The organism is Streptomyces sp. WG7, from assembly GCF_049975785.1.
Classification (GTDB): Bacteria; Actinomycetota; Actinomycetes; order Streptomycetales; family Streptomycetaceae; genus Streptomyces.
The window spans coordinates 39,197-65,101 of sequence record NZ_JBNGGE010000004.1; the positions used below are offsets into that span (position 1 = coordinate 39,197).

The window sequence follows — 25,905 nt, forward strand, 5'->3', positions numbered from 1 at the left end:
GCGCCCACGTGTCCCGCCCCCTGGCGGGGACGGTCAGAACAGCCGCTCCTGCGCGGGTGAGGGCCGTCCCCGCCGGTTGCGGCGGGGGGTGCTCGGTGCGGGTGCCGTCTCCCCGAACAGCGGTGCCGTGCCGTACTCGTCCGGCTCGGCCGGGACGGTGGTGGGCCCGGTGCCCACGTTGAGGACCAGCGGGGCGTCCCGGTCGAAATCGCCCGGTGTCATCGCCACCCACTCACGGTCCTGCCGCTCATCCACGCACCGACACCTCTCTCGCGCCGCCCGCCGCGACCACGCGACGCTACCAGCCCCGCGGCAGCCCGGTGATCACGGCTCCCGCCCGGCTCGCTTCCATCGTTCCCGGACATCCGGCAACCGACGCGTCATGGCTGGTTGTTCGCGTTGTTCCAGTTGTTCGAGGAAAGGCAGTCGCCTTGGTTCGAGGAAGAACAGTCGCCGATCAGTCACGCCCGTCCTCGTCTCGGTGAGGCGAGCACCCTGGAGTCGGGCGTGGGCCGGGTGTCCGCGCGCCCGGTGTGTGGTCCGGGCCGCGGAACGGCCCGCGTACCGGCGCGGTGGTCACGATCGGCTCATGGTCCTGTGCCGGGCGAGGCCGGTGGCCGGCGGGGCGGCGCAGACCGGTGCGGCCCCGCGTACGGGGGAGAACGCGGGGCCGCACCGGCAAACTATCGGAGTAATCCCCCGCCTGCCAGACCTGGCCGCCCCTGAGCCGCCCGAGGGCCTCACCCGGCCGGTGGACATCACGGCGATTCGGCCGGGGCGCACACGCATGGCGCGCTGCGAGGCCCGTCGTGCGGGGCACACACTGGTGACATGGGCTATCTCGATCCGTCGGCGGCGGTGTCACGGCGATTCGCGCAGGCACCGGTGAGCGTGGCGTCGGCTCGGCGGTTCGTGCGGGCCGCGCTGGACGACGTCGCCTCGGACCTGGTGGACACCGCCGAGCTTCTGGTCAGCGAGCTGGTCACCAACGCGGTGCTGCACGCGCGTACCGAGGCCGAGGTGGCGGTGGCACGCCACGAGGGCCGGGTGCGCGTACGGGTCGGTGACCGTCGGCCGAGCCGCGCACTGGTACCGCAGTACTGCTCGCCGTACGCCGGTACGGGACAGGGGCTGGCGCTGGTGGAGCAGCTGGCCTCGCGGTACGGCGTCGACACCGACGACGACCGCAAGACCGTGTGGTTCGAGCTGTGGCCCGACGGTCCGCCACCGCCGTCGTCCGGGTGGGAGACCGGCGTACCGCCGTGCGCCTCCGATCAGACGGTGACGCTCGTCGACGTGCCGGGTGCCCTGCACTCGGCGTGCCGGCAGCACCGGCACGCGGTGCTGCGCGAACTGACCCTCGCCGCGTCGGCCGGGGGTCTCCCCGGGGTGTCCCCCGAGGACCTCACGGTCGCCAACGACATCAACAGCATGATCAGTGCCTGCGCGACGGCCGCTCTTGAGGAGCCGCTCCCCGAGTCCGATCTCCGCTCTCTGTTCCTGCCGCTGCCGGCCGACGCCGCACCCGCGGTACGAGCCCTGCGCCGGGTGCTCGACCTGGCCGAGGAGGCGGCCCGGGAGGAACGGCTGCTCACGCTGCCGGCGCTGCCGCGCGGCCGCGCCTTCCACGACTGGCTCTTCGACCAGATCGTGGGGCAGCTGACCGGGGCCCACCCCACCGCGTGGACCGTGATGCCCCGCGAACCCGAGGTCAGCTCCACCGAGGTCGTGCCGTGGGACGCCGGTCAGGTGCGCAGCAGCAGGGTCCCGACCATCGCCGCCGACGACGGGAACCGGATCATCGCGGCGAACGGACCGGCAGCGGACCTGTTGGGCTGGGGACCGGACGACCTCGTCGGGCGCAGGCTGACCACGCTCATCCCCGAGCACCTGCGGCGACGGCACACCGCGGCGTTCACCTCGATGCTGCTCACCGGTCGCACCCGCATCGTGGGCCGCTCCGTGCCGCTTCCGGCGCTGCGCCGTGACGGCGGCATGGTACCGGTCAGGCTGTACATCCAGACGCAGGAGACGGCCGACGGCCGCACCGTCTTCGTCGCCCAGCTCACTCCCCGGGCGACCACGCCCCTCGAGGTGCCGACGAATCCCGGCAGGAACCGGCCGGCGGCGGCCCGGGAGCCCCGCGCAGGCCGGGCGCCGGCCGCCCCGGAACCCGACAGGAGGGCGAGCGGTGCCGAACGCGGCATGTCGGCGCTGAACAGGCTCTCCCTCCTGGCCGACCTGGGTGCCGAGCTCAGCAACACCCTGGACCTGGACGAGGGGCTGCGGTGCGCCGGCCGGCTTCTGACGCGGCGGCTGGCCGACTGGTGCGTGGTGGACCTGTTCACCGAACACGCCCAGGTGGACCGGGTCTGTGTCGTCCACCGGGACCCCCGTGGCCTGCGCCCCGCGGCGTACGAGGGCAGGCTCCCGGCGGTCTCCGAGCAGTCGCGCGGCCCGCTGGCCCGTGTGCTGCGCGGCGCGGGTCCTCTGCTGCTCACCGACGCTCCGGCGCCGGGCCAGGCCGAGAGCGCGCTGGACCGGAACTACCTCGAACTGTTCCGTGGGCTCGGGGCGGGCAGCGCCGTCGTCGCTCCGCTGCGGGCCCGCCGCAAGATCTTCGGCGCCCTGACCCTGACGCGCGAGACGGGGGGCCGGCCGTTCACCGAAGAGGACCTGGCCCTGGTCGACGACCTGGTCCACAGCCTGGCGCTCGGGGTGGACAACGCCCGCCTGTACCAGGAGACGCGTTCCATCGCCGAACGGCTTCAGCGTTCCCTGCTGCCGGTGCTGCCGGACGTCGCGGGTCTGCAACTGGCTGCCCGCTACGCCGCTTCCTCCACCACCGCGCAGGTGGGCGGGGACTGGTACGACAGCTTCGTCCTGCCCAAGGGGGACACCGCCGTGGTCATCGGTGACGTCACGGGACACAATCTCGACGCGGCCATCGCCATGAGCCAGCTGCGCAGCATGCTCCGTGGCATCGCCGTCGACCGCGAGGAGCCGCCCGCGGAGGTCCTGCACCGCCTGGACCTGGCGAACCACAGTCTTCACCGGGAGGCCACCGCCACCTGCCTCTACGGCCTGGTCAAGGGCCCCGCGCACGGCCCCTGGGAGCTGAGGCACTCCTCCGCCGGTCATCTGCCGCCCCTGCTGACCACCCGGGAGGGCGAGACCCGCTACCTCGACGACGGCTCGGGCCTGCTCCTCGGCATGGATCCCGACGTGCCCCGGCCCACGGCCGGCCACGCGCTGCCGGCCCACTCGACACTGCTGCTGTACACCGACGGTCTCATCGAGCGCCGCGACGAACCCCTCGACGACGCCTTCGACCGGCTGCGCCGGCACGCGGCCGATCTGGCCGGCGAGCCCCTCGACACGTTCTGCGACGAGGTGCTGATCGGCCTGGGGGCCGACAGCGCCGACGACATCGCCGTCCTCGCCGTCCGGCCCACCCCACCGTCGTGATCCCTGGCGTCCACGTCCCGCCGAGGACGCCAGGGGTCAGCCCCGGCGGTTCGCCGCCAGCAGCTGGGCGATCTGTTCGTGGAGTCCGCGCGGTACCCGGACGGCCCAACGCTCGACTGCCTCGGCGCTCAGCTCCCGACTCCACGTCCAGCTGCGGCGAGCGGCCGTGCGCACCTCGTCCTCCCGGGCGGCGGCGGTGGTGGAGGTGTAGCGGTCGACGTCGGCGGCGGGCAGGTCCCTTTCCAGTGCCCGGCTGGGGGTCAGCCAGTGTGCGGTGCTGTCGCGCAGGAGCCGGCAGAGCTTCAGCTGGTGCGGCGCGACGACGGCGTGCAGCAGGTTGTGGGCGCGGGCCACTTCGCCGCGGGCCAGGACGTGGGCCAGCATCAGGGTCCAGTTGGCCAGTTCGTCGGTGAGCTGCTGCGCGGTGCCAGCGGGCTCGGGCGGGCGGAACGTGGCCAGGCGCCGGGCGGCCCGGGTGAGGCGGCCGGTGCGGTCCAGCAGGACGGCGGCTTCGGGGCGGGGAAGGTGCACCATGCCCTCCCAGGCCGGGACCTCGTCGATGCCGGGTCCGGCGGGCGTGATGTGGAACTCGCCGCGCATCAGGTCGTCGAAGACGACGGCGAGGATGCCGTACATGTTGGTGTACGCCAGCTGGAGCGGGGCGAGCTGTTCGAGGAACGCCCGGGCGTCGAAGTCGTCGAGGTACTCGTCCTCGACGTAGAGGTAGGCCTCGATGTCGGAGTGCGCGTCGGCTTCACCGACCGTCCAGGATCCGTAGAGGAGGACACCTTCGAGACGGGGTTCGTCCTGGGCGAGCTGCCGCAGGCGGGCGATGCGGTCGTCCAGGGCGGGGCAGGCGGAGTGAACGGACATGGGCTGACTGTCTCCTGAGTGAGCGCGCGGGGCACGACGGATCGACGCCCGGCGTCTGCCGGGCGGATGACTGCGGACCGTGCGGTCGGTTCAGGAAACGCCCATGGGGGGATTGTAGGCCATGCCGGTGGATGACGGGGCGACGATCGGGAGTCGGGGATCGGGCGTCCCATGAGGTCTCCGTCCGGCCACAAGGTCTCCGTCCGACCGGTGGTGCGGACGCCGGGAGTGGAGGCGCCGTAACCGGGCCGACCGCCGGGAGGGGGCCTTTGTGCGGGCACCCTGGGCCGTCGGACGCCGCCGGTCTGCCCGTTCGGGCACCCCCTTCTGCCTCGGGGGCTCCTGACGTCGATGGAACGGGGCGTTACCTTCCCTTCGTGAGCACCAGGTCCCGGCGAGTGCCCGGGTGAACGACGAACGGCTGACCGTGGCGGAAGCGACCGAAGACACGGACGAGCGACAGCCGGGACAAACAGAACAGCGGGATCAGCCGGAGCAGCCAGAGCCGCCGGGCCAACCGGAGCAGGCCGGGAAGCGCAGGCGCCGCGGCCCGGGTCCTTTCACACTGCTTGTGCTACCGGCCCTGGTGACCGTCACCGGCGTGGCCACGTTCCTCGCGCTGACGGGCGGCATGCCGTCCCCGTGGCCCGAGGAATCCGACGGAAACCAGGCCACGACCGTCGACATCGACCCCTCCTACATTCCCTGGCTGCGCAAGGCGGCCTCGGCCTGCACGATCCTCGAGCCGTCGGTGCTCGCCGCCCAGATCGACCAGCTCTCCGGCTGGAGCGACGACACGGACGAGCTCTCCGGCCAGAAGGGCATCGCCGCCTTCACCGACACCGAGTGGCGCACGTGGGGCAAGGACGACGACGGCAACGGGCACTCCTCGCCCCGCGATCCGGCGGACGCGATCATGGCGCTCGGCCGGCAGGACTGCTCCCTGGCCGAGAAGGTGACGGCACTGCGCACGGAGGGCCGGGTCAACGGGGATCTCGTGGATCTGACCCTCGCCGCGTACTCGTCGGGAACGGACGCCGTGACGGAGGCGGGGCGCATACCTGCGACGGCCGAGACCTACCTGGCCGAGGTCAAGGCCCTGCTCCCGCGGTACGAGGCGCTCGACCGGGCCGACTCGGGCGGCGGCGCGGGCGGTGCGGCCGGCGCCCTCCTGGCGGCTCCGGTGAGCCCACTCACCATCACCTCGCCCTACGGATCGCGCGAGCACCCGCTGACCGGGGTGACCAAGCTGCACACCGGCGTGGACTTCGCCGCGCCCCAGGGCGCACAGGTCGCCGCCGCCCGCCAGGGCCGCGTCGTGTTCGCCGCGCCGACCAACGCGTACGGCAACCGCATAGTGATCGACCACGGGACCATCCAGGGCAAACGACTGGAGACGACCTACAGTCACCTGTCGTCCCTGGAGGCCGCCGTGGGACAGGAGGTGGAGGCCGGCACGCCGATCGGACGGGTCGGCTCCACCGGTCTGTCCACCGGCCCCCACCTGCACTTCGAAGTGGTGCTCGACGGGTACTACACCGATCCCCGTCCCTGGCTCGTCGCCGGCGGCTAGGACCTGCGGCCGCGTGTCCGCCTCTGTGGGTCGTACGGCCGGACGGCCACGGCGTCACCGACCGCCCGCTGCGCAGACTCGTCGGCGCAGCGGGCGGTCGCCGCGTGCCGGCCCGGCGACCGGTAGGGGCCTAACGCCGCTTCCACGGTGCTCGCCGGGCTCCCTGACAGGCGGTCTCCCCGTCGGCCGCACTGCGGCTCTTCTCCCGTCGTGGCATTACGCACCGCGCTTCGCGTTTGATCCGCCCGATCGCGTCGAGGGACACAACATGACCCAGTCGAAGCGCGAGACAGAGCGAAAGTACGAACCGTCCTCCTCCGGCGCCGACGGGCTGCCGGACCTCACCGGCGTCGGTCCCGTCACCTCGGTCACCGCGGCCGGGCCCGAGGTACTGGACGCGGTGTACCACGACACCGCGGATCTGCGGCTGGCCGGCACGTCGGCCACCCTGCGCCGCCGGACGGGCGGCTCGGACGCCGGGTGGCATTTGAAGCTGCCGCTCGCCGGGGACAGCCGGGAGGAGGTGTGGGCCGCGCTGTCGGACGACGTGCCGGAGGCGCTGCGCGAGCTCGTCCTGTCCCGCACGCGGGGCGCGGAGCTGCGTCCCGTCGTACGCATCCGGTCGGTCCGCTCGGTGCGGCACCTCCGTGACACCGAGGGCAGGGTGCTCGCCGTGCTGAGCCTCGACGAGGTGCGCGCCGACTCGCTGCTGGCGGGTGGTGGCCGTGCCGAGTGGAGCGAGCTGGAGGTCGAGCTCGCCGACGGGGCCCACGCCGGGCTGCTGGACACGGTGGAGCGGAAGCTGCGCAAGAAGGGGATCACCCGGTCGGACAGCCCCTCCAAGCTCGTCCGGGCGCTGCGGGACACCGGCGCGTCGAGGGAGGCGGGGCACTCCCGCCAGGCCCCCGGCGAGGTGGTGCCCGGGTCTCCGGGCGCGTACGTACTGGCGTACCTGCGCGAGCAGGCAGGCATCCTGGTGACGTTGGATCCGGCGGTCCGCCGGGGACAGCCCGACGGGGTGCACAAGATGCGGGTCACATGCCGGCGCCTGCGCAGCTGCCTGCGCTCGTACCGGTCGGTTCTCGACCGGCGGATCACCGATCCCCTTCGCGCCGAACTCCGGTGGCTGGCGGGAGAACTGGGGGTCGAGCGGGACCAGGAGGTGCTGCGCGACCGGATCGGCGGCGCGGTCGTCGAGTTGCCCGACGACCTGGTGCTCGGCCCGGTCGCCGCCCGGCTGCGGGTGTGGGGCGTGTCCCACGGCGACGAGAGCCGGACGCGTACGCGGGAGGCCCTGGCCTCGGCCCGCTATCTGCGTCTCCTGGACGCGCTGGACGAGCTGGTCCGTCAGCCGCCGCTGCGCGCCGGGGCGGCGGGCAAAACGGCGCGTGTCATGGCCAAGGCGGTCCTGAAGGAGTACGACCGTCTCACCGGGCGCATGGGCCACGCGCTGGAGCAGCCTCCCGAGCAGTCCCGGGACGCGGCGCTGCACCAGGCGCGCAAGGCGGCCAAGAAGGTCCGCTACGCGGCCGAGGTGGCCCGTCCGGCGCTCGGCAAGCCCGTCGCCCGTCTCGGCAAGCGTGCCAAGGCGGTGCAGAAGGTGCTCGGTGGGCACCAGGACGCCGTCGTCGCCCAGGACACCCTGCGGGAACTGGCGGTGGCGGCCCACAGCGCGGGGGAGACCGCGTTCACATGGGGTCTGCTCCACGGTCAGGAACGGGCGGCAGCCCGCGCACGGCGGGAGGAGCTCCCGTCGGTGTGGCGGGCGGCGTCGGATCCCGCCCTCCGGGCGGCCCTGCGTCACTGAGCCGTGCCGCGGCCCGCGCCGGTGCGCGGGCCGGTGCGCGGGCCGGTGCGCGGGCCGGGTTCAGTCCGTCCGGCCGGGGTGGGTCCCAGGCCCGTCGCCGTGCCCGGCCAGCGGTGTCGGCGAGAGGTCGACGGGCTCCTCACCGGCTTCGAGCAGGGTGTCGGCCGCGCCCACGATCAGCGGGTCGGGGCTGCCCACGGCGTCGTCGTCCTTCGCCGGATAGTCGCAGCGGTCCAGCAGGCTGCGCATGGCCTCCAGCCGGCCCCGGCGCTTGTCGTTGTTCTTGACCACCGTCCAGGGTGCGTGCGGCGTGTCGGTGGCACGGAACATGTCGACCTTGGCCGCGGTGTAGTCGTCCCAGCGGTCCAGTGACGAGAGGTCCGTCGGCGAGAGCTTCCAGCGGCGGACCGGGTCGACCTGGCGGATCGCGAATCGGGTGCGCTGCTCGGCCCGGGAGACGGAGAACCAGAACTTCACCAGCAGGATGCCGTCGTCGGTGAGCAGGCGCTCGAACAGCGGCGCCTGCTGCAGGAACTGGCGGTACTCGGGCTCCGTGCAGAAGCCCATCACCCGTTCCACGCCCGCCCTGTTGTACCAGGAGCGGTCGAAGAAGACGATCTCGCCGCGGGCGGGCAGGTGGGCCACGTAACGCTGGAAGTACCACTGCCCCGCCTCCCGCTCGGTCGGTTTGTCCAGGGCGACCACGCGGGCGCCGCGGGGGTTGAGGCGTTCGGTGAAGCGCTGGATGGTGCCGCCCTTGCCGGCCGCGTCGCGGCCCTCGCACAGGACGACGATCCGCTGCCCCGTCTCCTTGGCCCAGCGCTGCATCTTGAGCAGCTCGATCTGCAGGACCCGCTTCTGCCTCTCGTACTCGGACCTGCGCACCTTGCGGTCGTAGGGGTGGTTCTCCCGCCAGGTGTCGATGGAACTCCCCTCCGCGTTGAGCAGGATGGGCTTCTCCGGCCTTCGTTCATCGACGCGCAGGCCCTCGAGCAGATTCTCCTCGGCGGCCTCGTCACCGGTGCCGTGCGTCCTCGTCATCCGCGCCTCCTCACCCTCGGGTTCCGACCGCCCCGGCCCGTCCGTGTGGTCACGCCGCATGCGGCCTGGCCCGCACGGGCCGCACGGGGCGCGCGGGGCGCACGGGTCCGGCCGGGGTCCGGACGGCCGTGACCCGGTAGATGGTCCGGGCGGGGTCGGTCAGCGGGTCGCCCAGTGCGATCCGGCCGGCGGCGTACAGCTTGTCGCACTCGGCGGTGGGCAGCGCCGCGTAGCAGCCGCCCCTGCCCGTGGCGGAGTCCAGCGGCCGCCAGTAGCTGTATCTGCGCCGCCCGCCCGCGCGCACGGTGACGAACACGGGGGTACGCGTGTCGGCGACGATCCGCAGGACGTCGGCCTCGGCCAGGCTGAGCGGGGCGCACGGGCGGGGTCCGCGACGGCCGGTCGCACGGGTTTCGGCGGTCTGCGCGTGGACGACGGTAAGCGGCATCGGTGGTGGCCTTTCGGGACAGGGGACTCGAGACCGCCTACCCGCTCCGGCCGGTGTTGATCTCGCTTGCCCACATTCTTGTGCATGGCACTGACAATGCCGCTCCCGCACCGCCGGAACAGGGCAGGTCAGTCCTGGGGTACGCCGACGCGCCGCAAGGGGTGGGGGTTGAGCCGGGCGAAGCCCTCCTGACGTTCGTAGGGGAAGTAGGGGTACGGAGCCGTTGTGGCGCTCGCGGCGTCGAGCCTCGCCACCTGGTCGTCGGTCAGGGTCCACCCGACGGCGCCGAGGTTCTGCCGCAGCTGCTCCTCGTTGCGGGCACCGATGATGACCGAGGAGACGGTCGGGCGCCGCAGCAGCCAGTTGATGGCGATCTGGGGCACGGTCCGGCCCGTCTCCCCGGCGATGGCGTCCAGGGTGTCGACCACCCGGAACAGGAGCTCGTCCGCCACGGGCGGGCCGTAGTCGGCCGTGGCGTGCAGCCGGCTGCCGGCCGGGAGCGGCCGGCCGCGGCGGATCCGGCCGGTGAGCCGCCCCCAGCCGAGCGGACTCCAGACGACGGCTCCGACGCCCTGGTCGAGGGCCAGCGGCATGAGTTCCCACTCGTAGTCGCGGCCGACGAGGGAGTAGTAGACCTGGTGTGCCGCGTAACGCCGTTGTCCGTGGGCGTCCGCGTCGGCCAGGGACTTCATCAGCTGCCAGCCGCTGAAGTTCGAGACGCCGGTGTGGCGGAGTTTCCCGGCGCGTACGAGGTCGTCGAGCGTGGAGAGCACCTCCTGGACCGGGGTTTTGGCGTCGAAGGCGTGCAGCTGGAAGAGGTCGATGTAGTCCGTGCCCAGCCGGCGCAGGGCCTGGTCGACCGCCGTGATCAGACGCGCCCGCGAGGTGCCCGCGTCCGCCGGGCCGTCGCCCATCGGCAGCCCGGTCTTGGTGGAGATGATCACCTGGTCGCGCCGCCCCTTCACGGCGGCGCCGAGCACCTCCTCCGACGCCCCGCCGGAGTAGACGTCGGCGGTGTCGAACATGTTCACCCCCGCCTCCAGGCAGATGTCGACGAGTCGGCGCGCCTCCGCCTCGTCCGTGCTGCCCCAGGCGCCGAAGAGTTCTCCCCGCCCGCCGAAGGTACCCGCGCCGAAGCTCAGTGCCGGGACCATGAGCCCGGATGCTCCCAGTCTCCTGTATTCCACAACCGCATCCCTTCGTCCGACGTCCCGTCGCGTCGCGTGGTGTGCGTCGCGCACGAGGCGGCAACCACTAACGGGACATGCATCCCGTTAACATGGGGAGAAAATAGCAGAACCAGAGCCACTAATGGAACCGGAGTGCCGTTATGACAACCGAAAGCGTGGGTCCGGGCACCGTCCGCCCGGGTGGACGCACCGCCCGGGTGCGGTCCGCCGTTCTCCGGGCCGCCGGCGACGCCCTGGCGGAGCACGGCCTGGCGGGCCTCGACCTCGCGGACGTGGCCCGCCGCGCCGAGGTCGGCAGGACCACGGTCTACCGACGCTGGGGGACTCCGGCCAACCTGGTCGCCGACCTGCTCATGGACATGGCCGAGCAATCGCTGCCCCGCACGGAGACGGGCACCCTCCTCGGTGATCTGCGCGCGAACGCCCGGCTCGTGCAGCGCACACTGGCCGACCCGCGCCAGGGCGCGCTCTTCAGGGCGGTGATCGCTGCCGCGACCTGCGACGCCCAGGCGGCCGCCGCACTGCGCCGCTTCTACGACGTCCGCGTCTCGGAGTGGGAGCCCTGCGCCCGGCAGGCCGTCGAACGCGGCGAACTGCCCGAGGGCACCGACACCCGCGAGGTGATCCGCGCGGTCTCCGCGCCCCTCTACTACCGCCTGCTCACCACCGGCGAGCCGCTCGACGAGGCCACGGCGGACCGCGCCGCCGCAGCCGCGGTGGCGGCGGCACGGGCGGGAGTCTTCTCCTCGGCGTGACCCCCTCGTCCGGTACCTCGCCCCGGCGACACCACCCACGGCGGCCCCGTGGGCCACGCGGCCCACGAGGCCGCCGACGCGGCGATAGCGGGGACGGAGGCCGCGCCGCCCAGGGCGTGCAGGCCCGCGCTCGCCGGACACCCGGAATCCGCCATTGCCACCGGGGCGTACGGCAGGCGGTCCGGCGCGGGGGAATCGCGGGCGCTCCCCCGCACTGTCGTGCACGAACACCGGCCACCAGTGGATATGACGGCGCCGTCACAAGCCCTTCACCGAACGCACACTTCCGGCCGAGTTCCGCTCCGCGTGTTCCTGGCGGTGCAGACGGTGCGCCCGGGCCGTGCCTAATGTCCCGGGCCATGCGATCCACACGAACGAGACGCTTCGGCCTCGCCACGATCATCGCCCTCGCCCTCGCCCTGTTCGGCCTGGCGCCCTCCGCGAGCGCCGCCGACCCCGCCCCGGCCGAGCTGACGTTCACCACCGACGCGGCGACCACCCAGCCGGGCGGCACGGTGAACCTGTCGATGACGATCAAGAACAACAAGACCTACGACATCTGGTTCGTGTACCAGACGATCGACCCGACCTGGCTGACCACCCAGCGGCCCGATCTCAAATACGGCTTCACCGGGTGCAGCCTGGCGTCCGAGGCCGGCGCCGTCCCGTGCGCCGGGACCGGCCCCGCCGACCTCGGCACCAACTACGGCGCCACCATCCCGCCCGGCCAGAGCCGCACCGTCACCCTGACCCTGCAGGTCGCCGCCGACTCCGGCTGCAACGGCAACATCGGTTTCTACTCGTACTTCTACGCCGAGTTCAGCGACAGCACGAGCGTCAACGGCGGCCCGGTCTACACGCCGGAGACCCGGGTCCTGTGCGCCTGACCGTGCGCCCGGCCGCACGCTGAACCCACCCGCACCCCGAACCCGTCGAACGCCGACGGCGCGAGCAACATCACGGTTGACTTGATCTCGCTCCACCCCCGGTCAGCGCACTGGTCGAGACCATTGACACACACGCCCTACGGAGTCCGGGGTTCCGGGCCCGCCGCCTTCCGGCTCGCAGCAGTACACGGGCCTGCCGAGACGGTCCGCCGCGCACGGTCCGGCGTTCACCGGCCCCGCACGGCCCCACTCGTTCCGGGTAAATAGACACATACGCTTTTCCGTCAAGTTCCGCAGCAGGCACACAAAAGCTCCACACGAGCCTCACTATGTGACGCGACGGAAGCGTCGACGACCGGCGTCTCAGGGGGGCGACGGCGTGGTCATGGGGTGGGGCGTGCTCCGCAGGAGCGGGTGCACCCCTGCCCGGGGGAGGGAATCACACCGCATGAAGCGGACCATTCGCACTACGGCACTCGCAGTGAGCGCGCTGCTCGCGTCGATCGGGCTGCCGGCCGGTCCGGCCCACGCCGACGCCCCGACACCGCGCGTCGACCTGCGCGTGCTGGTCGTGAGCGACGGAGGGCCGGCCACCGACGCCATCGCCGCCGAACTGGAGACCGCGGGCACGCCGTACACGGAGGTCGACCTCCAGGACGCCGGCCGGCCCGTGATCGACGCCGGGTTCCTGGCGGACACCGTGGACGGACGACCGCGCGCCAAGTTCCAGGCCGTCGTCCTGCCCAACGACAACCCGTTCCCGGCGAACTCCGCCGAGATGGCGGCGCTCGCGTCCTACGAGCAGACGTACGCGATTCCGCAGGTCGACGCGTACACCTACGCGCGCCCCGAGGTCGGGCTGCAGTACGCGGTCGGCACCGGGTACGCCGGCAGCGTCGACGGTGTCCGCGCGGAGGTGACGCAGGCCGGGCTGGCCGGCCCCTTCGGCTACCTGGACGGGGCGGTTCCGTTCGAGGACAACTCCCCCACCGTGGGCGAGTCCTACGCCTATCTCTCGACACCTGCACCGGGCGCCGACTTCGTCCCGTACGTCCAGGCCCCGATACCCGGGCGGGCGACGAAGGGCACCCTGGTGGGCGAGTACCGGCACGACGGACGGCGGGAACTCGTCGTCACCTTCGTCTACAACCAGCACCAGCAGCAGTTCCGGCTGCTCGCCCGGGGCATCGTGGAGTGGATGACCGGCGGGGTCCATCTCGGCGCCGGCCGCAACTACTTCGCCGTGCACGTCGACGACGTCTTCGCGGCCGACGACCGCTGGGACACCGAGCTCAACTGCACGCCCGGCGACGTCGACTGCCCGCCCGGCGAGGGCACACCGAACCCCATCCGGATGGTCCCGGCCGACGTCGAGCACGCCACCGCCTGGCAGGACAGCCGGGACTTCACGCTCGACCTGGCCTACAACGGCTCCGGCAGCGTCGACCACCGCCAGGACAACAACGGCGCCGACCCGCTCACCGACAAGCTGATCGCCGACCGGGACCGGTTCCGCTGGATCAACCACACCTACACGCACGCCTTCCTGGGCTGCCGGCAGGACACCAGCGTCGTCCCGTGGAAGTGCGCGACCGACCCCGACGGCAGCACCCAGTGGATGAGCCGGAACGAGATCGCCGACGAGATCGCCACCAACCGCGTCTGGGGCGAGAGCGCCGGACTGCCGCTGGAGAACGACGAGTTGGTGACCGGCGAGCACTCGGGCCTGAAGGTGACCCCGCAGCAGCCCGAGGACAACCCGAACCTGGGCCCCGCCCTCGCCGACAACGGCATCGCCTGGCTCGCCTCGGACAACTCCCGCGACCCCGTCCAGCGGCAGGTCGGCACCGCCACGACCGTCTCCCGCTACCCGATGAACGTCTTCTACAACGCCGGACGGGCGGCCGAGCAGGTCGACGAGTACAACTGGATCTACACCGGCCGCGCCCAGGGCGGCAGCGGCATCTGCGAGGACAACCCCGCCACCTCCACCTGCCTGTCCGCCCCGCTGGACACCGCCACCGGCTACGCCGAGCACATCGTGCCGCTGGAGACACGGATCGCGCTCGGGCACGTCCTGTCCAACGATCCCAAACCGCACTTCATCCACCAGTCGAACCTCGCCGAGGACCGCATCGCCTACCCCGTCCTCGACGGCGTCCTGGGCGGCTACCAGGACCTGTTCGCAGACAGCACCCCCGTGGTGAACCTCCGCATGGAGGACATCGGCGTCGAGATGCAGCGCCGCGCCGCCTGGCGGAGCGCGGTCGACGCCGGCCGGGTCACCGCCTACCGCGTCGGTGACACCGTGACCGTTCAGGCACCGAACGGCGTGGCCGTGACGGCGACGATGCCCGCGGGCACCCTGCGCGGGGACAGCGGCTTCGGCGACGCCTACGCCGGCACGCTCTCCGGCTGGACCCCGACGGCCGACGGGGCGCTCTCCCTGACCCTGCCGTCCTCGGCCGCGGTCACCGACGCCCCGGCCACCCTTCCCGGCGGCACGACCGCCACCACGCCCACCGCGCCACCCACCCGCGTGCCGGCCGGCGTGACCGAGCCGGTGCCGTACGGCGCGCAGCGCTGAGCGCCGCACCACCACCGAAGGCCCGAACACACCCCACCTCGGCCGTGGAGCACATCCATGCACGTTCACCACGGCGCGCGACGCTCCGGCGCGTCGCGCGTCACCCTGCTCACCGAAGGCACCTACCCGCACAGTCACGGCGGCGTGAGCGTCTGGTGCGACCAACTCGTCACCGGCATGCCCGACCTCGACTTCGACGTCACGGCCGTCACCGGCACCGGGCGCGAACCGCTGGTCTGGGACATCCCCGCGCACGTCTCCCGCGTCGTCTCCGTCCCCATGTGGGGGCCCGCTCCGCAGGGGCGCGCGCCTCGCGGACGGGAGCGCGACCGGCTCGCCGACGCCTACGAACGGTTCGTGTCCGCGCTGCTCGACCCGCGCGCCGAGGACGGTTTCGGCCCCGCCCTGTACCGGCTGGCGCGGGCCGCCGCCGACGGGCGGCTCAGTCCGTTCCTGCGCGGGGACTGGGCGATCGGCGTCCTGACGGCGGTCTGGAACCGGCCGGGCCTGGCCGTGCGCGAGGCCCGGCCCACCCTGCACGACGCGGTGACCGCGACCGCGCTGCTGGAGCACGCCCTGCGCCCGCTGGCCGCGCCGTACCCGGAAGAGGGCGTGGCGCACGCGGTCAGCGGCGGTGTCGCGGTCCTGCCCGGCCTGGCCGGACTGGAGCGGCACGGTGTGCCGTTGCTGCTCACGGAACACGGCGTCTACCTGCGCGAGCGCTACCTCGGCTACCGCACCGCCCCCTACCGCTGGCCGGTGAAGGCCCTCCTGCTGGGCTTCTTCCGGCTGCTGGCCGAGGAGACCTACCGCCGGGCCGCCCTGATCACACCGGGCAACCGCTACAACCGGCTGTGGGAGGAACAGGGCGGTGCCGCACCGGAGTCCATACGCACGGTCTACAACGGCGTGGACCCGGCCGCGTTCCCGCCCGCCGGACCGGAGCCCGAACAGCCCGTGCTCAGCTGGGCCGGACGGGTCGACCCGATCAAGGACCTGGAGACCCTGATCCGCGCCTTCTCCCTCGTACGGGCCGAAGTGCCCGCCGCGCGGCTGCGGCTGTTCGGCGGCACCCCGCGCGGCGGCGAGGCCTACCGGGAGCGCTGCGAGGCGCTGGCGGCCCAGCTCGGGCACGGTGACGCGGTCACCTTCGAGGGCCGGGTGGAGGACATCAAGGACGCCTACGCCGCCGGGAACGTCGTGATGCTCTCCAGCATCAGCGAGGGCTTCCCCTTCACCCTGATCGAGGCCATGTCGTGCGGCCGGGCGACCGTCTCCACGGATGTGGGCGGCGTCCGGGAGGCCGTCGGCGACACCGGTCTCGTGGTGCCGCCGCGCGATCCGGCCGCCATGGCCGCCGCGGCCCTGGAGCTGCTGCGCGACGGCGAGCGGCGCCGGTCGATGGGCGAGGCGGCCCGGCTGAGGGTGATCGAGCAGTTCACGCTCCGCCAGACCATCGACACCTTCCGGTCCATCTACCTGGAGCTGTCGGCGTTCGGCGGTACGGCCGCGCACCCGGTGGCCGTCGCAGAAGAGGACGCGTTCGCGACGGCGATCGGCACGCCGGTGAGGAGCGCGACCGGATGAGCGGACCCATGGCCCTGGAACCGGGTGGCGCGGAGCAGGACACGCTGGCGCTGCGCCTCGCCGACGACCGCACACTCGCCCTGCGCGCGGCCGACCAGCACACGCTCGCCCTGGTCCGCCCCGGCCGCGACGACCGGCGCGACGCGGTCGACCGGCTGGCCGCCGAGCTGGCCGACCGCATCGCGCCCGCGGTCCACCCCTACGAGGTGGCCGCGCTGCTGGAGTCCGAGGGGATGACCGGCGAGGTGATCCGGGAACGGTACGGGCACTCCGACCTGTTCTCCCTCGCCACGGCGCTGTACGAGCGCATACCGCGTACCTTCCCCGATCCCCCGCGCCCCGCCGACCCCTGGCGGCCCGACCACGTGCGGTGCGCGCTGCGGGGCGCGTTGTTCGCACTGCCGGGTCTCGCCTACGCGCTCGCCGGGCGCCTGCTGACCGAGGGCGGCGCGGTGCGGGCGCTGGTGGTGGCGGGGCTCCTGTCCTGGGCCTGGAACCAGGCGCTGGGCCACCGGGCCTACCTGCGGCTGGCGACGGGACGGCGGGAGGCCGGCCGCACTCTCCTCAAGGGGGCGCCGCTGGGCGCCGTGGCGGCGGCGGGGGCCGGGGCGGTCCTCGCCGGGTCGGGTGCCACGGCGCTGGCCGTGACTGCTCAGTCGGGGTATCTCGCGGCGGCCGGTGTGCTGCTCGTACTGGGCCGGGAGCGGCTGCTGCTGGCCGCGCTCGCGCCGGTGATCGCGGGTGCGGCGGCGCTGCCGTGGTGGGAGCCCGGGGCAGTGGCACGGGCCGGGCTGCCGCTGCTGTCGCTGCTCGGCGCCGTGGTCGCGGCCGGCTGGGCACTGCGCGGCACCCTCGCGTCCGCGCCCGTACCGGACGCCGCCCGCCCGCGGCTGCCGCGCTCGCTGCCGTACGGTCTGTTCGGTCTGGCCGGCGGCACGCTGGTGTTCCTGGCGGGCCGTCACCAGCCGTGGGCGGTAATCGTGCTGACCCTGAGCATGGGTCCGGCCGAGTGGCTGCTGTACCGCTACCGCGGTCTGTCGGTGGCGGCGCTGCGGGCCACCGGCACCCCGGCCGCCTTCCGGCTGCGGTCGGCGGCCGTGCTCACCGGCTGCCTGCTGGCCTACCTCGGTCCGCTGCTGCCGGCGGCGCTGCTCGTCGACGCCGAGCCCGTCACGCTGCTGCTGCTCGCGACGGTGCTGTGGACCTCCCTGCTGCTCCAGGCCTTCGGGGTGGCCTGGCCGCCGGCCGCGCTGTGTCTCGCGGCGGCCGGCGGCGCCGGGTCGGTCACCCTGGCAGGGCTGCCACCGGGCCCGGCGACCGCCCTGTCGTCGTGCTGCGGTGCCGCCGCGCTCTGTCTCACCGTATGCGTGCTGTGGCTGCTGGGCCGGCCTGCCGCCCATGGGTGATCCCGCGGCGGAACCGTCGTACCGACGGGGGCCCGGACGGGCCTCGCCTACATCGTCGGCCCACCGACCCACCGACCATCGACCATCGACCATCGACCATCGACCATCGACCATCGACCATCGACCGGAAGGATCCCGCGTGACCGCCACACCGCTCGCCGCCGTCACCGGAGCCGAGGGATTCATCGGCTCCCACCTCACCGAGGCGCTCGTCGCCTCCGGCCACCGGGTGAGGGCCATGGCGCAGTACAACTCCTTCTCCTCCTACGGCTGGCTGGAGACCCTCTCCCCCGACGTCCTCGACCAGGTCGAGATCGTCCTCGGCGACGTCCGCGACCCCGGTTCGGTCCGCCACCTCGTCGAGGGAGCCGACTGCGTCTACCACCTGGCCGCCCTCATCGCCATCCCGTACTCCTACCGGGCACCGCACAGCTATGTCGACACCAACGTCACCGGCACGCTGAACGTCCTGGAGGCGGTCCGCGCCCAGGGCACGCCCCGGCTGGTGCACACCTCCACCAGCGAGACGTACGGCACCGCGCAGACCGTGCCGATCACCGAGGACCACCCCATCAACACGCAGTCGCCGTACGCCGCGTCCAAGGCGGGCGGGGACCGGCTGGCGGACAGCTACCACGCCAGTTTCGACACCCCGGTGGTGACACTGCGGCCCTTCAACACCTACGGCCCCCGGCAGTCGATGCGGGCCGTGATCCCCACCGTCATCGGCCAGGTCGCGGCCGGCGAACGCACCATCACCCTCGGGGACCTGCGCCCCACCCGGGACTTCACCTTCGTCAAGGACACCGCGCAGGCGTTCCTCGCGGTCGGCACCGCGCCCGCCGAGCGGGTCGTGGGCCGCACCTTCAACGCCGGGACCGGCGGCGAGATCTCCGTCGGCGACCTGGTGGCGCTCATCGGCAAGGTGATGGACACCGCGCTCGACGTACGGGAGGACGCGCAGCGTCTGCGGCCCGCGAACTCCGAGGTGATGCGGCTCGTCGCCGACGCGAGCCGGCTGCGGGAGGCGACCGGCTGGAGCCCGGCGCACGACCTGGAGCAGGGCCTCGCCCACACGGTGGAGTTCTTCCGCGACCCGGGCAACCTCGCCCGCTACAAGACCGGCATCTACAACATCTGACCACGACCGGCACGTTGACCGAGGGGGGAACCTCATGCACGCAGTGATCCTGGCCGGAGGCAAGGGCGTCCGGCTGCGGCCCTACACAACCGCGCTGCCCAAGCCGCTCGTGCCCATCGGCGACCAGCACGCCATCCTGGAGATCGTCCTGCGCCAGCTCGCCACGGCCGGGTTCACCGGCTGCACGATCGCCATAGGCCACCTCGGTGAGATCATCCGCGCCTACGTCGGCGACGGCTCGCAGTGGGGTCTGACCGTCGACTACGCCACCGAGGAGAGCCCGCTCGGGACCATGGGGCCGCTGCTCACCATGCGCGAGCGGCTGCCGGAGCACTTCCTGGTCATGAACGGCGACATCCTCACCGACCTCGACTACGCCGACGTCCTGGGCCGGCACCGCGCCTCCGGTGCGCCGCTGACCATCGCCACGTACGCCAGGAAGGTGCACATCGACTTCGGGGTCCTGACCACCGACGCGAGCCGGGTCGTCGCCTTCACCGAGAAGCCCAGCATGGACTACCGCGTCTCCATGGGCGTGTACGGACTGACCCGGGCGACACTCGACGGCTACACCGCCGGACTACCGCTGGGCTTCGACGAGTTGGTGCTGGACCTGCTCAAGGACGGCAACCCGCCGCACGCCTACGACTTCGACGGCTACTGGCTCGACATCGGCCGTCCCGACGACTACGACCGGGCCAACGCGGAGTTCACCAGCCGCAAGTCCCTGCTGCTCAAGGGAGCCTGAGCACCGCATGCGCATTCTCGTCCTGGGTTCCACCGGCTATCTGGGCGCCCACGTCGCCGAGCGGCTGCGCGCCCTGCCCGGCGCGCGGGTCCTCGGCGGCGGCCGCTCCGCCGCCGCCGACGTGACCGTCGACCTCGCCGGCGACCCTGTCGACCGGCTTGCCGAGGCTCTGGCGTCGGCGGCCGTCGACACCGTCGTCAACTGCGCGGGCGCGACCGGCGGCGATCCGGTGACGCTCGCCGAGCTCAACGCCCGCGGCCCCGCCGTCCTCTGTGCGGCGTTGCGCCGGGTCCGTCCCACGGCGCGACTGATCCACCTCGGTTCGGCCGCGGAGTACGGGCCGGGGACGGAGCGGGTCAGGGTGCCGGAGTCGGGGCCCACCCGGCCCCTGTCCGCCTACGGGGCCACCAAGCTGGCCGGCACGGTCACGGTCGCCACCTCCGAACTGGACGCGGTGGTCCTGCGGGTCGGCAACCCGGTGGGACCCGGCGCGCCGCCCACCGGCCTGCCCGGCCGGGTCACCGGACTGCTGCGCGCGGCGGGCACGGACCCGGAGGCGGTGCTCCGGCTGGGCGACCTGTCGGCGTACCGGGACTTCGTGGACGTACGCGACGTCGCGCGGGCGGTCGAACGCGCGGTCACCGCGACCGGGCCGCTGCCGCGCCTGCTCAACATCGGTGGCGGCGACGCCGTGCCGGTGCGCCGGCTGGTGCGGACACTCGCGGACACCGCGGGCTTCCGCGGCCGGATCGAGGAACAGGGCGCCGGCTCGGCCCGCTCGGACCAGGTGTCCTGGCAGTGCTCCGACATCACCGCCGCCCGGGCCGCCCTCGACTGGCGGCCGTCGTACTCGCTGGACGAGTCGCTGGCCGCGCTGTGGTCGGCCGGCGCCCGGCCGGCGTCCCTCACCACGGAAGGCGACCGGCCGTCGTGAGCCTGCTGATCCCGCTGTACGTCCACCCGGCCGAGGACCCTGGCTCCTGGCACCGGCTCATCACGGCGGCCGACCGCACGTACGGGGTCGTCATCAACCCCGCGAACGGGCCGGGCCGTGCGCCGGATCCCGCTTTCGCCGCGGCGGCCGGGGCGCTGCGTGCGGCGGGCGCCCGCCTGCTCGGCTACGTCGACACGGACTACGGCACGCGTCCGGCGGCCGAGGTCGCCGAGGACGCCGGGCGGCACCGGGAGTGGTACGGGGCCGACGGCTGCTTCCTGGACCGGGTGAGTTCGGCCGCGACCGAACTGCCCGCCTGCAGAGCGCTGGTGCGTGGTCTGCGCCGGCGGGGATCGGCTCCCGTCGTGCTGAACCCGGGGGTCCACCCGGCACCGGGTTACGCACGGCTGGCCGATCTCGTCGTCACCTTCGAGGGGTCCTGGTCCGCCTACGTGTCCGCGTTCAGCCGGCCGGACTGGACGCTGCGGCACCCGCCCGAGCGCTTCTGCCACCTGGTGTACGGGGTGCCCGAGGCGCTGGTCCCGCTCGCCGTACGCACCGCGCACGAGCGCGGTGCAGCGGTCTCCGGGCCCGTCACCGGCGAGCCACCCAACCCGTGGGCCCGCCTGACCCCCGTACTGACCGGGGCTGAGCGATGAGGAGGGGGCGGGCGCTCGCCGCGCTGCTGGCGGCGCTCACCCTCTCGGTGGTGAGCGGGTGTGCCGGTGCGGACGGCACACCGCCGCCGGACCCGTCCGCCACCGCGGTGTGGCAGCCCCGCCCCGGGCTGGCCTGGCAGTGGCAGCTCGACGGCCGGGTCGATCCGTCGGCCGACGTGCCGGTCTACGACATCGACGGCTTCGAGAACGACGCGGCCGACGTGGACCGGCTGCACCGCGCCGGCCGCAAGGTGATCTGCTACGTCAACGTGGGCGCCTGGGAGGACTTCCGGCCCGACCGGGACGCCTTTCCCCGTACGGTGCTGGGCGAGCCCAACGGCTGGCGGGGCGAACGCTGGCTCGACATCCGCCGGATCGCCGTACTGCGGCCGATCATGGAGCGGCGGTTCGACATGTGCCGGGACAAGGGCTTCGACGCGGTGGAGCCCGACCTGGTGGAGGGGTACGGCAACGAGACCGGTTTCCCGCTCACCGCGCGGGACCAGCTGGCGTACAACCGGATGATCGCCCGCATCGCCCACGAGCGCGGTCTGGCGGTGGGCCTGAAGAACGACCTGCCGCAGATCCCGCAGCTGGTGGACGACTTCGACTTCGCCGTCAACGAACAGTGCGCCGAGTACGGGGAGTGCGCGCGGCTCACGCCGTTCGTCGAGGCCGGCAAGGCGGTCTTCCATGTGGAGTACAGCGAGCCGACCCGGGGATTCTGTCCCGAGTCACGCCGGCTCGGACTGTCCTCGATGCTGAAGAGGCCGGAGCTCGGGGTCTGGCGCGATCCTTGTTGACCGCGGCATACGGCAGGATGGTGCCCATGAGCGTAGTCAAGATCAACGTACTGACCGTCCCCGCCGAGCAGCGCGAGACGCTGGAGAAGCGCTTCGCCTCGCGGGCCCATGCCGTGGAGAGTTCCGACGGGTTCGAGTGGTTCGAGCTCCTGCGGCCGGTGGAGGGCACCGACGACTACCTCGTCTACACGCGCTGGCGTGACGAGGCGTCGTTCCAGGCCTGGATGGAGGGGCCGATGAAGGCTGCGCACCAGGGCGGCGGCGCCGAGGGCGGCGAGCGCCCGAAGCCCGCGGCGAGCGGGTCCACGGTGTGGTCCTTCGAGGTGGTGCAGCAGGCGGCTCCCAAGGAGGCGTGAACGCGGTGGTGGCGGCCACGGCCCGACGAGGCCGGGTCGTGGCCGCCGCCGTGCTCAGCCGAGCTGGACCAGGAGGTCTCCGCCCTCGACCTGCTGGATGCGGTTGATGGCGAGCCTGGTCACCGTGCCCGACTTCGGGGCGGTGATCGTGGCCTCCATCTTCATCGCCTCGATGGTGGCCACCGTCGCACCGGCCTCGACCTCGTCGCCCTCGGCGACGGCGAGCGTCACCACGCCCGCGAACGGCGCCGCGACATGGCCGGGGTCCGACCGGTCGGCCTTCTCCGTGACCGGCACGTCGGAGGCCGCCGACCGGTCGCGGACCTGGATCGGCCGGAGCTGGCCGTTCAGGGAGGACATCACGGTGCGCATACCGCGCTCGTCCGCGTCGCCGACCGCCTGGAGTTCGATGAGCAGCCGGACGCCGGGGTCGAGGTCGACCGTGTACTCCTTGCCGGGGCGCAGCCCGTAGAAGAAGTCCTTGCTGTCCAGGACGCTGGTGTCGCCGTAGGAGGCGCGGTGGGTGTCGAACTCGCGCGCCGGTCCGGGGAACAGCAGCCGGTTGAGGGTCGTCCGGCGTTCCTTGGCCAGGCCGGTGCGGTCGTCGGCGGTCAGTCCGGGCAGGGGCCTGGCCTCGGCGCGGCCCCGCAGGGCCTTGCTGCGGAACGGCTCGGGCCAGCCGCCGGGCGGGGTGCCCAGCTCGCCGCGGAGGAAGCCGATGACGGAGTCGGGGATGTCGAACCGGTCGGGGTTCTCCTCGAAGTCCGCCGGGGAGACGCCGGCGCCCACCAGGTGCAGGGCCAGGTCGCCGACCACCTTGGAGGAGGGCGTGACCTTCACCAGTCGGCCGAGCATGCGGTCGGCGGCGGCGTACATGGCCTCGATGTCCTCGAAGCGGTCGCCGAGACCGAGCGCGATGGCCTGGGTGCGCAGGTTGGAGAGCTGCCCGCCGGGGATCTCGTGGTGGTAGACGCGGCCGGTCGGTGAGGCGAGTCCCGCCTCGAAGGGGGCGTACACCTTGCGGACGCTCTCCCAGTACGGTTCCAGGTCGCCGACGGCCTGGAGGTCGAGGCCGGTGGGCCGCTCCGTGTGGTCGGTGGCGGCGACGATCGCCGACAGGGACGGCTGCGAGGTGGTGCCCGCCATGGACGCCACCGCCCCGTCGACGGCGTCCGCGCCGGCCTGGATCGCGGCGAGGTAGGTGGCGAGCTGGCCGCCGGTGGTGTCGTGGGTGTGCAGGTGCACCGGCAGGTCGAACTCCCGGCGCAGCGCCGACACCAGGGTCGCCGCGGCCGGTGCCCGCAACAGCCCGGCCATGTCCTTGACGGCCAGGACGTGTGCGCCGGCGTCCACGATCCGCTCGGCGAGCCGCAGGTAGTAGTCGAGCGTGTAGAGCCGCTCGGAGGGGTCGGACAGGTCGGCGGTGTAGCAGAGGGCCACCTCCGCGACGGACGTGCCGGTCTGCCGTACGGCGTCGATGGCGGGCCGCATCTGGTCGACGTCGTTGAGGGCGTCGAAGATGCGGAAGACGTCGATGCCGGTGGCCGCCGCCTCCTGCACGAAGGCGTCGGTCACCTCGGTCGGGTACGGGGTGTAGCCCACGGTGTTGCGGCCGCGCAGCAGCATCTGGAGGCAGATGTTGGGCACGGCCTCGCGCAGTGCGGCCAGCCGCTCCCACGGGTCCTCGGCGAGGAAGCGCAGCGCGACGTCGTAGGTGGCGCCGCCCCAGCACTCCAGGGACAGCAGCTGGGGCAGGGAGTGCGCGACCTGCGGGGCGACGGCGAGCATGTCCTTGGTGCGGACCCGGGTGGCGAGCAGCGACTGGTGGGCGTCGCGGAACGTGGTGTCGGTGACGCCGATGGTGGGCGAGGCCCGCAGCCACCGGGCGAAGCCCTCCGGGCCCAGCTCGGCGAGGCGCTGCCGGGAGCCGGCCGGAGGTTCACCCGCGGGCAGCAGCGGCAGCTTGGTCAGCGGGTCGACGATGTCGGGGCGCTCGCCGTGCGGCTTGTTCACCGTGACGTCGGCGAGGTAGGTCAGCAGCTTGGTGCCGCGGTCGGCGGAGTGGCGGGCGGTGAGCAGGTGCGGGCGCTGCTCGATGAAGGAGGTGGTGACCCGGCCGGCCTGGAAGTCGGGGTCGTCCAGCACCGCCTGCAGGAAGGGGATGTTGGTGGCGACGCCGCGGATGCGGAACTCGGCCACGGCGCGTCGGGCGCGGCCCACCGCGGTGGGGAAGTCCCGGCCCCGGCAGGAGAGCTTGACCAGCATCGAGTCGAAGTGGGCGCTGATCTCCGTCCCGGCGTGGGTGGTGCCGCCGTCGAGACGGATGCCGGAGCCGCCGGGCGAGCGGTAGGCGCTGATCCGCCCGGTGTCGGGGCGGAAGCCGTTGGCGGGGTCCTCGGTGGTGATGCGGCACTGGAGGGCCGCGCCGCGCAGGGTGATGTTCTCCTGGGCGAGACCGAGGTCGGCCAGTGTCTCGCCGGCGGCGATGCGCAGCTGGGACTGGACGAGGTCGACGTCGGTGACCTCTTCGGTCACCGTGTGCTCGACCTGGATGCGCGGGTTCATCTCGATGAAGACGTGGTTGCCGTCGCGGTCGACGAGGAACTCCACGGTGCCGGCGTTGCGGTAGCCGATCCGCCGGGCGAAGTTCACGGCGTCGGCGCAGATCCGCGCCCGCAGCGCCGGGTCGAGGTTCGGTGCGGGGGCCAGCTCGATGACCTTCTGGTGGCGGCGCTGCACCGAGCAGTCCCGCTCGAAGAGGTGGATGACGTCGCCCTGGCCGTCGGCGAGGATCTGGACCTCGATGTGGCGGGGTTCGACGACGGCCTTCTCCAGGAACACCGTCGGGTCGCCGAACGCGGAGGCCGCCTCCCGGGACGCCGCCTCGATGGCCTCGCGCAGCTGGGCGGGTTCCTCGACGCGGCGCATGCCGCGCCCGCCGCCGCCCGCGACCGCCTTCACGAACACGGGGAAGCCCACGTCGTCGGCGGCGCGGACGAGTTCGTCCACGTCGGTGGAGGGCGCGGAGGAACCGAGGACCGGCACACCTGCCTCGCGGGCGGCGGCGACGGCACGGGCCTTGTTGCCGGTCAGTTCGAGGATCTGGGCGCTCGGTCCGACGAACGTGATGCCGGCCTCTTCGCAGGCGCGGGAGAGTTCCGGGTTCTCGGACAGGAATCCGTAGCCCGGGTAGACGGCGTCGGCTCCCGCCCGGCGTGCGGCGCGGACGATCTCCTCCACGGAGAGGTACGCGCGCACCGGATGTCCCGGCTCCCCGATCTCGTAGGCCTCGTCGGCCTTCAGCCGGTGCAGCGAGTTGCGGTCCTCGTGCGGGAAGACGGCGACGGTGCGCGCGCCGAGCTCGTAGCCCGCGCGGAACGCCCGGATCGCGATCTCACCGCGGTTGGCGACCAGCACCTTGCGGAACATTGTTGATCCCTTCAGCCTGCCGGGTGACGAGACCATGGTGTCGGCGCCACCTCCGGTACGCCATGTGAGCCGGGCCACTCATGGCTCTGTTCTCGTGCGTCCCGACGCGGGTCGGTGCGGCTCGGTGCGGCTCGGGACCTCAGCGGACTTTGGCTGTTCTTTTAAGGCTTTCTGAAGAAGACCTTCGAACTGCCGTTTCCACGCCTGCCCCGT

21 protein-coding genes are annotated in these 25,905 nt (G+C 72.9%); 14 read left to right on the top strand and 7 right to left on the bottom strand.

Features of this window, described 5'->3' with window-relative positions:
- Positions 1-33: 33 nt before the first annotated feature.
- Positions 34-255, bottom strand: coding sequence for a hypothetical protein (locus ACP4J0_RS06095; RefSeq protein WP_426597564.1), 222 nt, complete (start codon positions 253-255; stop codon positions 34-36).
- A gap of 576 nt (positions 256-831) precedes the next feature.
- Between ACP4J0_RS06095 and ACP4J0_RS06100 the strand changes: the two genes are divergently transcribed.
- Positions 832-3,468 carry a SpoIIE family protein phosphatase gene (locus tag ACP4J0_RS06100; RefSeq protein WP_426597565.1) on the top strand — a complete coding sequence of 879 codons (2,637 nt, stop codon included), beginning with the start codon at positions 832-834 and terminating at the stop codon, positions 3,466-3,468.
- Positions 3,469-3,504: 36 nt separating this feature from the next.
- Here the strand turns inward: ACP4J0_RS06100 and ACP4J0_RS06105 are convergent, their stop codons facing one another.
- Positions 3,505-4,341: a nucleotidyltransferase domain-containing protein gene (locus tag ACP4J0_RS06105; RefSeq protein ID WP_426597566.1), complete on the bottom strand. Its 837-nt coding sequence runs from the start codon at positions 4,339-4,341 to the stop codon at positions 3,505-3,507.
- Positions 4,342-4,747: 406 nt separating this feature from the next.
- Here ACP4J0_RS06105 and ACP4J0_RS06110 point away from each other — a divergent pair, with 406 nt between their 5' ends.
- Positions 4,748-5,914, top strand: a complete 1,167-nt coding sequence (locus ACP4J0_RS06110) for a M23 family metallopeptidase (RefSeq protein WP_426597567.1) — start codon at positions 4,748-4,750, stop codon at positions 5,912-5,914.
- Positions 5,915-6,182: 268 nt separating this feature from the next.
- Positions 6,183-7,721 (top strand): CHAD domain-containing protein, encoded by a 1,539-nt coding sequence (locus tag ACP4J0_RS06115; protein ID WP_426597568.1) that lies wholly within the window; start codon positions 6,183-6,185, stop codon positions 7,719-7,721.
- Positions 7,722-7,781: 60 nt separating this feature from the next.
- On the opposite strand, the gene ppk2 is transcribed toward ACP4J0_RS06115, so the two are convergent.
- From ppk2 to ACP4J0_RS06130, 3 genes are all read right to left on the bottom strand, one after another.
- Entirely contained in the window at positions 7,782-8,762 is a 981-nt protein-coding gene (gene ppk2, locus ACP4J0_RS06120) for a polyphosphate kinase 2 (RefSeq protein ID WP_426597569.1), read from the bottom strand.
- Positions 8,763-8,811: 49 nt separating this feature from the next.
- Entirely contained in the window at positions 8,812-9,210 is a 399-nt protein-coding gene (locus tag ACP4J0_RS06125; RefSeq protein ID WP_426597570.1) for a hypothetical protein, read from the bottom strand.
- A 128-nt stretch (positions 9,211-9,338) separates the two neighbouring features.
- Positions 9,339-10,397: an aldo/keto reductase gene (locus ACP4J0_RS06130; RefSeq protein WP_426597571.1), complete on the bottom strand. Its 1,059-nt coding sequence runs from the start codon at positions 10,395-10,397 to the stop codon at positions 9,339-9,341.
- A 143-nt stretch (positions 10,398-10,540) separates the two neighbouring features.
- Here ACP4J0_RS06130 and ACP4J0_RS06135 point away from each other — a divergent pair, with 143 nt between their 5' ends.
- The 5 genes from ACP4J0_RS06135 (at position 10,541) to ACP4J0_RS06155 (ending at position 17,622) form a co-directional block, all read left to right on the top strand.
- Positions 10,541-11,155 carry a TetR/AcrR family transcriptional regulator gene (locus ACP4J0_RS06135; RefSeq protein ID WP_426597572.1) on the top strand — a complete coding sequence of 205 codons (615 nt, stop codon included), beginning with the start codon at positions 10,541-10,543 and terminating at the stop codon, positions 11,153-11,155.
- 359 nt (positions 11,156-11,514) lie between these two features.
- Positions 11,515-12,042: a hypothetical protein gene (locus tag ACP4J0_RS06140; RefSeq protein ID WP_426597573.1), complete on the top strand. Its 528-nt coding sequence runs from the start codon at positions 11,515-11,517 to the stop codon at positions 12,040-12,042.
- Between the two features lie 448 nt (positions 12,043-12,490).
- Positions 12,491-14,629: a hypothetical protein gene (locus ACP4J0_RS06145; RefSeq protein WP_426597574.1), complete on the top strand. Its 2,139-nt coding sequence runs from the start codon at positions 12,491-12,493 to the stop codon at positions 14,627-14,629.
- Between the two features lie 57 nt (positions 14,630-14,686).
- Entirely contained in the window at positions 14,687-16,216 is a 1,530-nt protein-coding gene (gene pelF, locus ACP4J0_RS06150; RefSeq protein ID WP_426597575.1) for a GT4 family glycosyltransferase PelF, read from the top strand.
- A complete protein-coding gene (locus tag ACP4J0_RS06155) occupies positions 16,213-17,622 on the top strand; it encodes a hypothetical protein (protein ID WP_426597576.1) in 1,410 nt (469 codons plus the stop codon). The genes pelF and ACP4J0_RS06155 overlap by 4 nt, the downstream gene beginning before the upstream one ends.
- A 47-nt stretch (positions 17,623-17,669) precedes the next feature.
- Here ACP4J0_RS06155 and ACP4J0_RS06160 read toward each other — a convergent pair whose 3' ends face one another.
- Positions 17,670-17,729 carry a hypothetical protein gene (locus tag ACP4J0_RS06160; RefSeq protein ID WP_426597809.1) on the bottom strand — a complete coding sequence of 20 codons (60 nt, stop codon included), beginning with the start codon at positions 17,727-17,729 and terminating at the stop codon, positions 17,670-17,672.
- A gap of 32 nt (positions 17,730-17,761) precedes the next feature.
- On the opposite strand from ACP4J0_RS06160, the gene ACP4J0_RS06165 reads away from it, so the two are divergent.
- The 6 genes from ACP4J0_RS06165 to ACP4J0_RS06190 are packed head-to-tail and all read left to right on the top strand — an operon-like array spanning position 17,762 to position 22,263.
- Positions 17,762-18,763, top strand: a complete 1,002-nt coding sequence (locus ACP4J0_RS06165) for an SDR family NAD(P)-dependent oxidoreductase (protein WP_426597577.1) — start codon at positions 17,762-17,764, stop codon at positions 18,761-18,763.
- Between the two features lie 34 nt (positions 18,764-18,797).
- Positions 18,798-19,511, top strand: a complete 714-nt coding sequence (locus tag ACP4J0_RS06170; RefSeq protein ID WP_426597578.1) for a nucleotidyltransferase family protein — start codon at positions 18,798-18,800, stop codon at positions 19,509-19,511.
- Between the two features lie 7 nt (positions 19,512-19,518).
- Positions 19,519-20,445 (top strand): NAD-dependent epimerase/dehydratase family protein, encoded by a 927-nt coding sequence (locus ACP4J0_RS06175; protein ID WP_426597579.1) that lies wholly within the window; start codon positions 19,519-19,521, stop codon positions 20,443-20,445.
- Positions 20,442-21,104, top strand: coding sequence for a spherulation-specific family 4 protein (locus ACP4J0_RS06180; RefSeq protein WP_426597580.1), 663 nt, complete (start codon positions 20,442-20,444; stop codon positions 21,102-21,104). The genes ACP4J0_RS06175 and ACP4J0_RS06180 overlap by 4 nt, the downstream gene beginning before the upstream one ends.
- Entirely contained in the window at positions 21,101-21,907 is an 807-nt protein-coding gene (locus ACP4J0_RS06185) for an endo alpha-1,4 polygalactosaminidase (RefSeq protein WP_426597581.1), read from the top strand. Before ACP4J0_RS06180 ends, ACP4J0_RS06185 begins: the two co-directional genes overlap by 4 nt.
- Before the next feature lie 26 nt (positions 21,908-21,933).
- Complete coding sequence (locus tag ACP4J0_RS06190; protein WP_219179743.1) at positions 21,934-22,263, top strand: antibiotic biosynthesis monooxygenase family protein; 330 nt, start codon at positions 21,934-21,936, stop codon at positions 22,261-22,263.
- A 54-nt stretch (positions 22,264-22,317) separates the two neighbouring features.
- Here ACP4J0_RS06190 and ACP4J0_RS06195 read toward each other — a convergent pair whose 3' ends face one another.
- Positions 22,318-25,692, bottom strand: coding sequence for a pyruvate carboxylase (locus ACP4J0_RS06195; RefSeq protein WP_426597810.1), 3,375 nt, complete (start codon positions 25,690-25,692; stop codon positions 22,318-22,320).
- Positions 25,693-25,905: the final 213 nt, after the last annotated feature.

What these genes read in the sequence shown, in the direction of transcription:
- ACP4J0_RS06145 (WP_426597574.1), top strand. Translation starts at nt 12,491, where the DNA reads ATGAAGCGGACCATTCGCACTACGGCACTCGCAGTGAGCGCGCTGCTC.
- ACP4J0_RS06190 (WP_219179743.1), top strand. Translation starts at nt 21,934, where the DNA reads ATGAGCGTAGTCAAGATCAACGTACTGACCGTCCCCGCCGAGCAGCGC.
- ACP4J0_RS06195 (WP_426597810.1), bottom strand. Translation starts at nt 25,692, where the DNA reads ATGTTCCGCAAGGTGCTGGTCGCCAACCGCGGTGAGATCGCGATCCGG.
- ACP4J0_RS06115 (WP_426597568.1), top strand. Translation starts at nt 6,183, where the DNA reads ATGACCCAGTCGAAGCGCGAGACAGAGCGAAAGTACGAACCGTCCTCC.
- ACP4J0_RS06185 (WP_426597581.1), top strand. Translation starts at nt 21,101, where the DNA reads ATGAGGAGGGGGCGGGCGCTCGCCGCGCTGCTGGCGGCGCTCACCCTC.
- ACP4J0_RS06155 (WP_426597576.1), top strand. Translation starts at nt 16,213, where the DNA reads ATGAGCGGACCCATGGCCCTGGAACCGGGTGGCGCGGAGCAGGACACG.
- ACP4J0_RS06100 (WP_426597565.1), top strand. Translation starts at nt 832, where the DNA reads ATGGGCTATCTCGATCCGTCGGCGGCGGTGTCACGGCGATTCGCGCAG.
- ACP4J0_RS06140 (WP_426597573.1), top strand. Translation starts at nt 11,515, where the DNA reads ATGCGATCCACACGAACGAGACGCTTCGGCCTCGCCACGATCATCGCC.
- pelF (WP_426597575.1), top strand. Translation starts at nt 14,687, where the DNA reads ATGCACGTTCACCACGGCGCGCGACGCTCCGGCGCGTCGCGCGTCACC.
- ACP4J0_RS06125 (WP_426597570.1), bottom strand. Translation starts at nt 9,210, where the DNA reads ATGCCGCTTACCGTCGTCCACGCGCAGACCGCCGAAACCCGTGCGACC.
- ppk2 (WP_426597569.1), bottom strand. Translation starts at nt 8,762, where the DNA reads ATGACGAGGACGCACGGCACCGGTGACGAGGCCGCCGAGGAGAATCTG.
- ACP4J0_RS06170 (WP_426597578.1), top strand. Translation starts at nt 18,798, where the DNA reads ATGCACGCAGTGATCCTGGCCGGAGGCAAGGGCGTCCGGCTGCGGCCC.
- ACP4J0_RS06175 (WP_426597579.1), top strand. Translation starts at nt 19,519, where the DNA reads ATGCGCATTCTCGTCCTGGGTTCCACCGGCTATCTGGGCGCCCACGTC.
- ACP4J0_RS06135 (WP_426597572.1), top strand. Translation starts at nt 10,541, where the DNA reads ATGACAACCGAAAGCGTGGGTCCGGGCACCGTCCGCCCGGGTGGACGC.
- ACP4J0_RS06105 (WP_426597566.1), bottom strand. Translation starts at nt 4,341, where the DNA reads ATGTCCGTTCACTCCGCCTGCCCCGCCCTGGACGACCGCATCGCCCGC.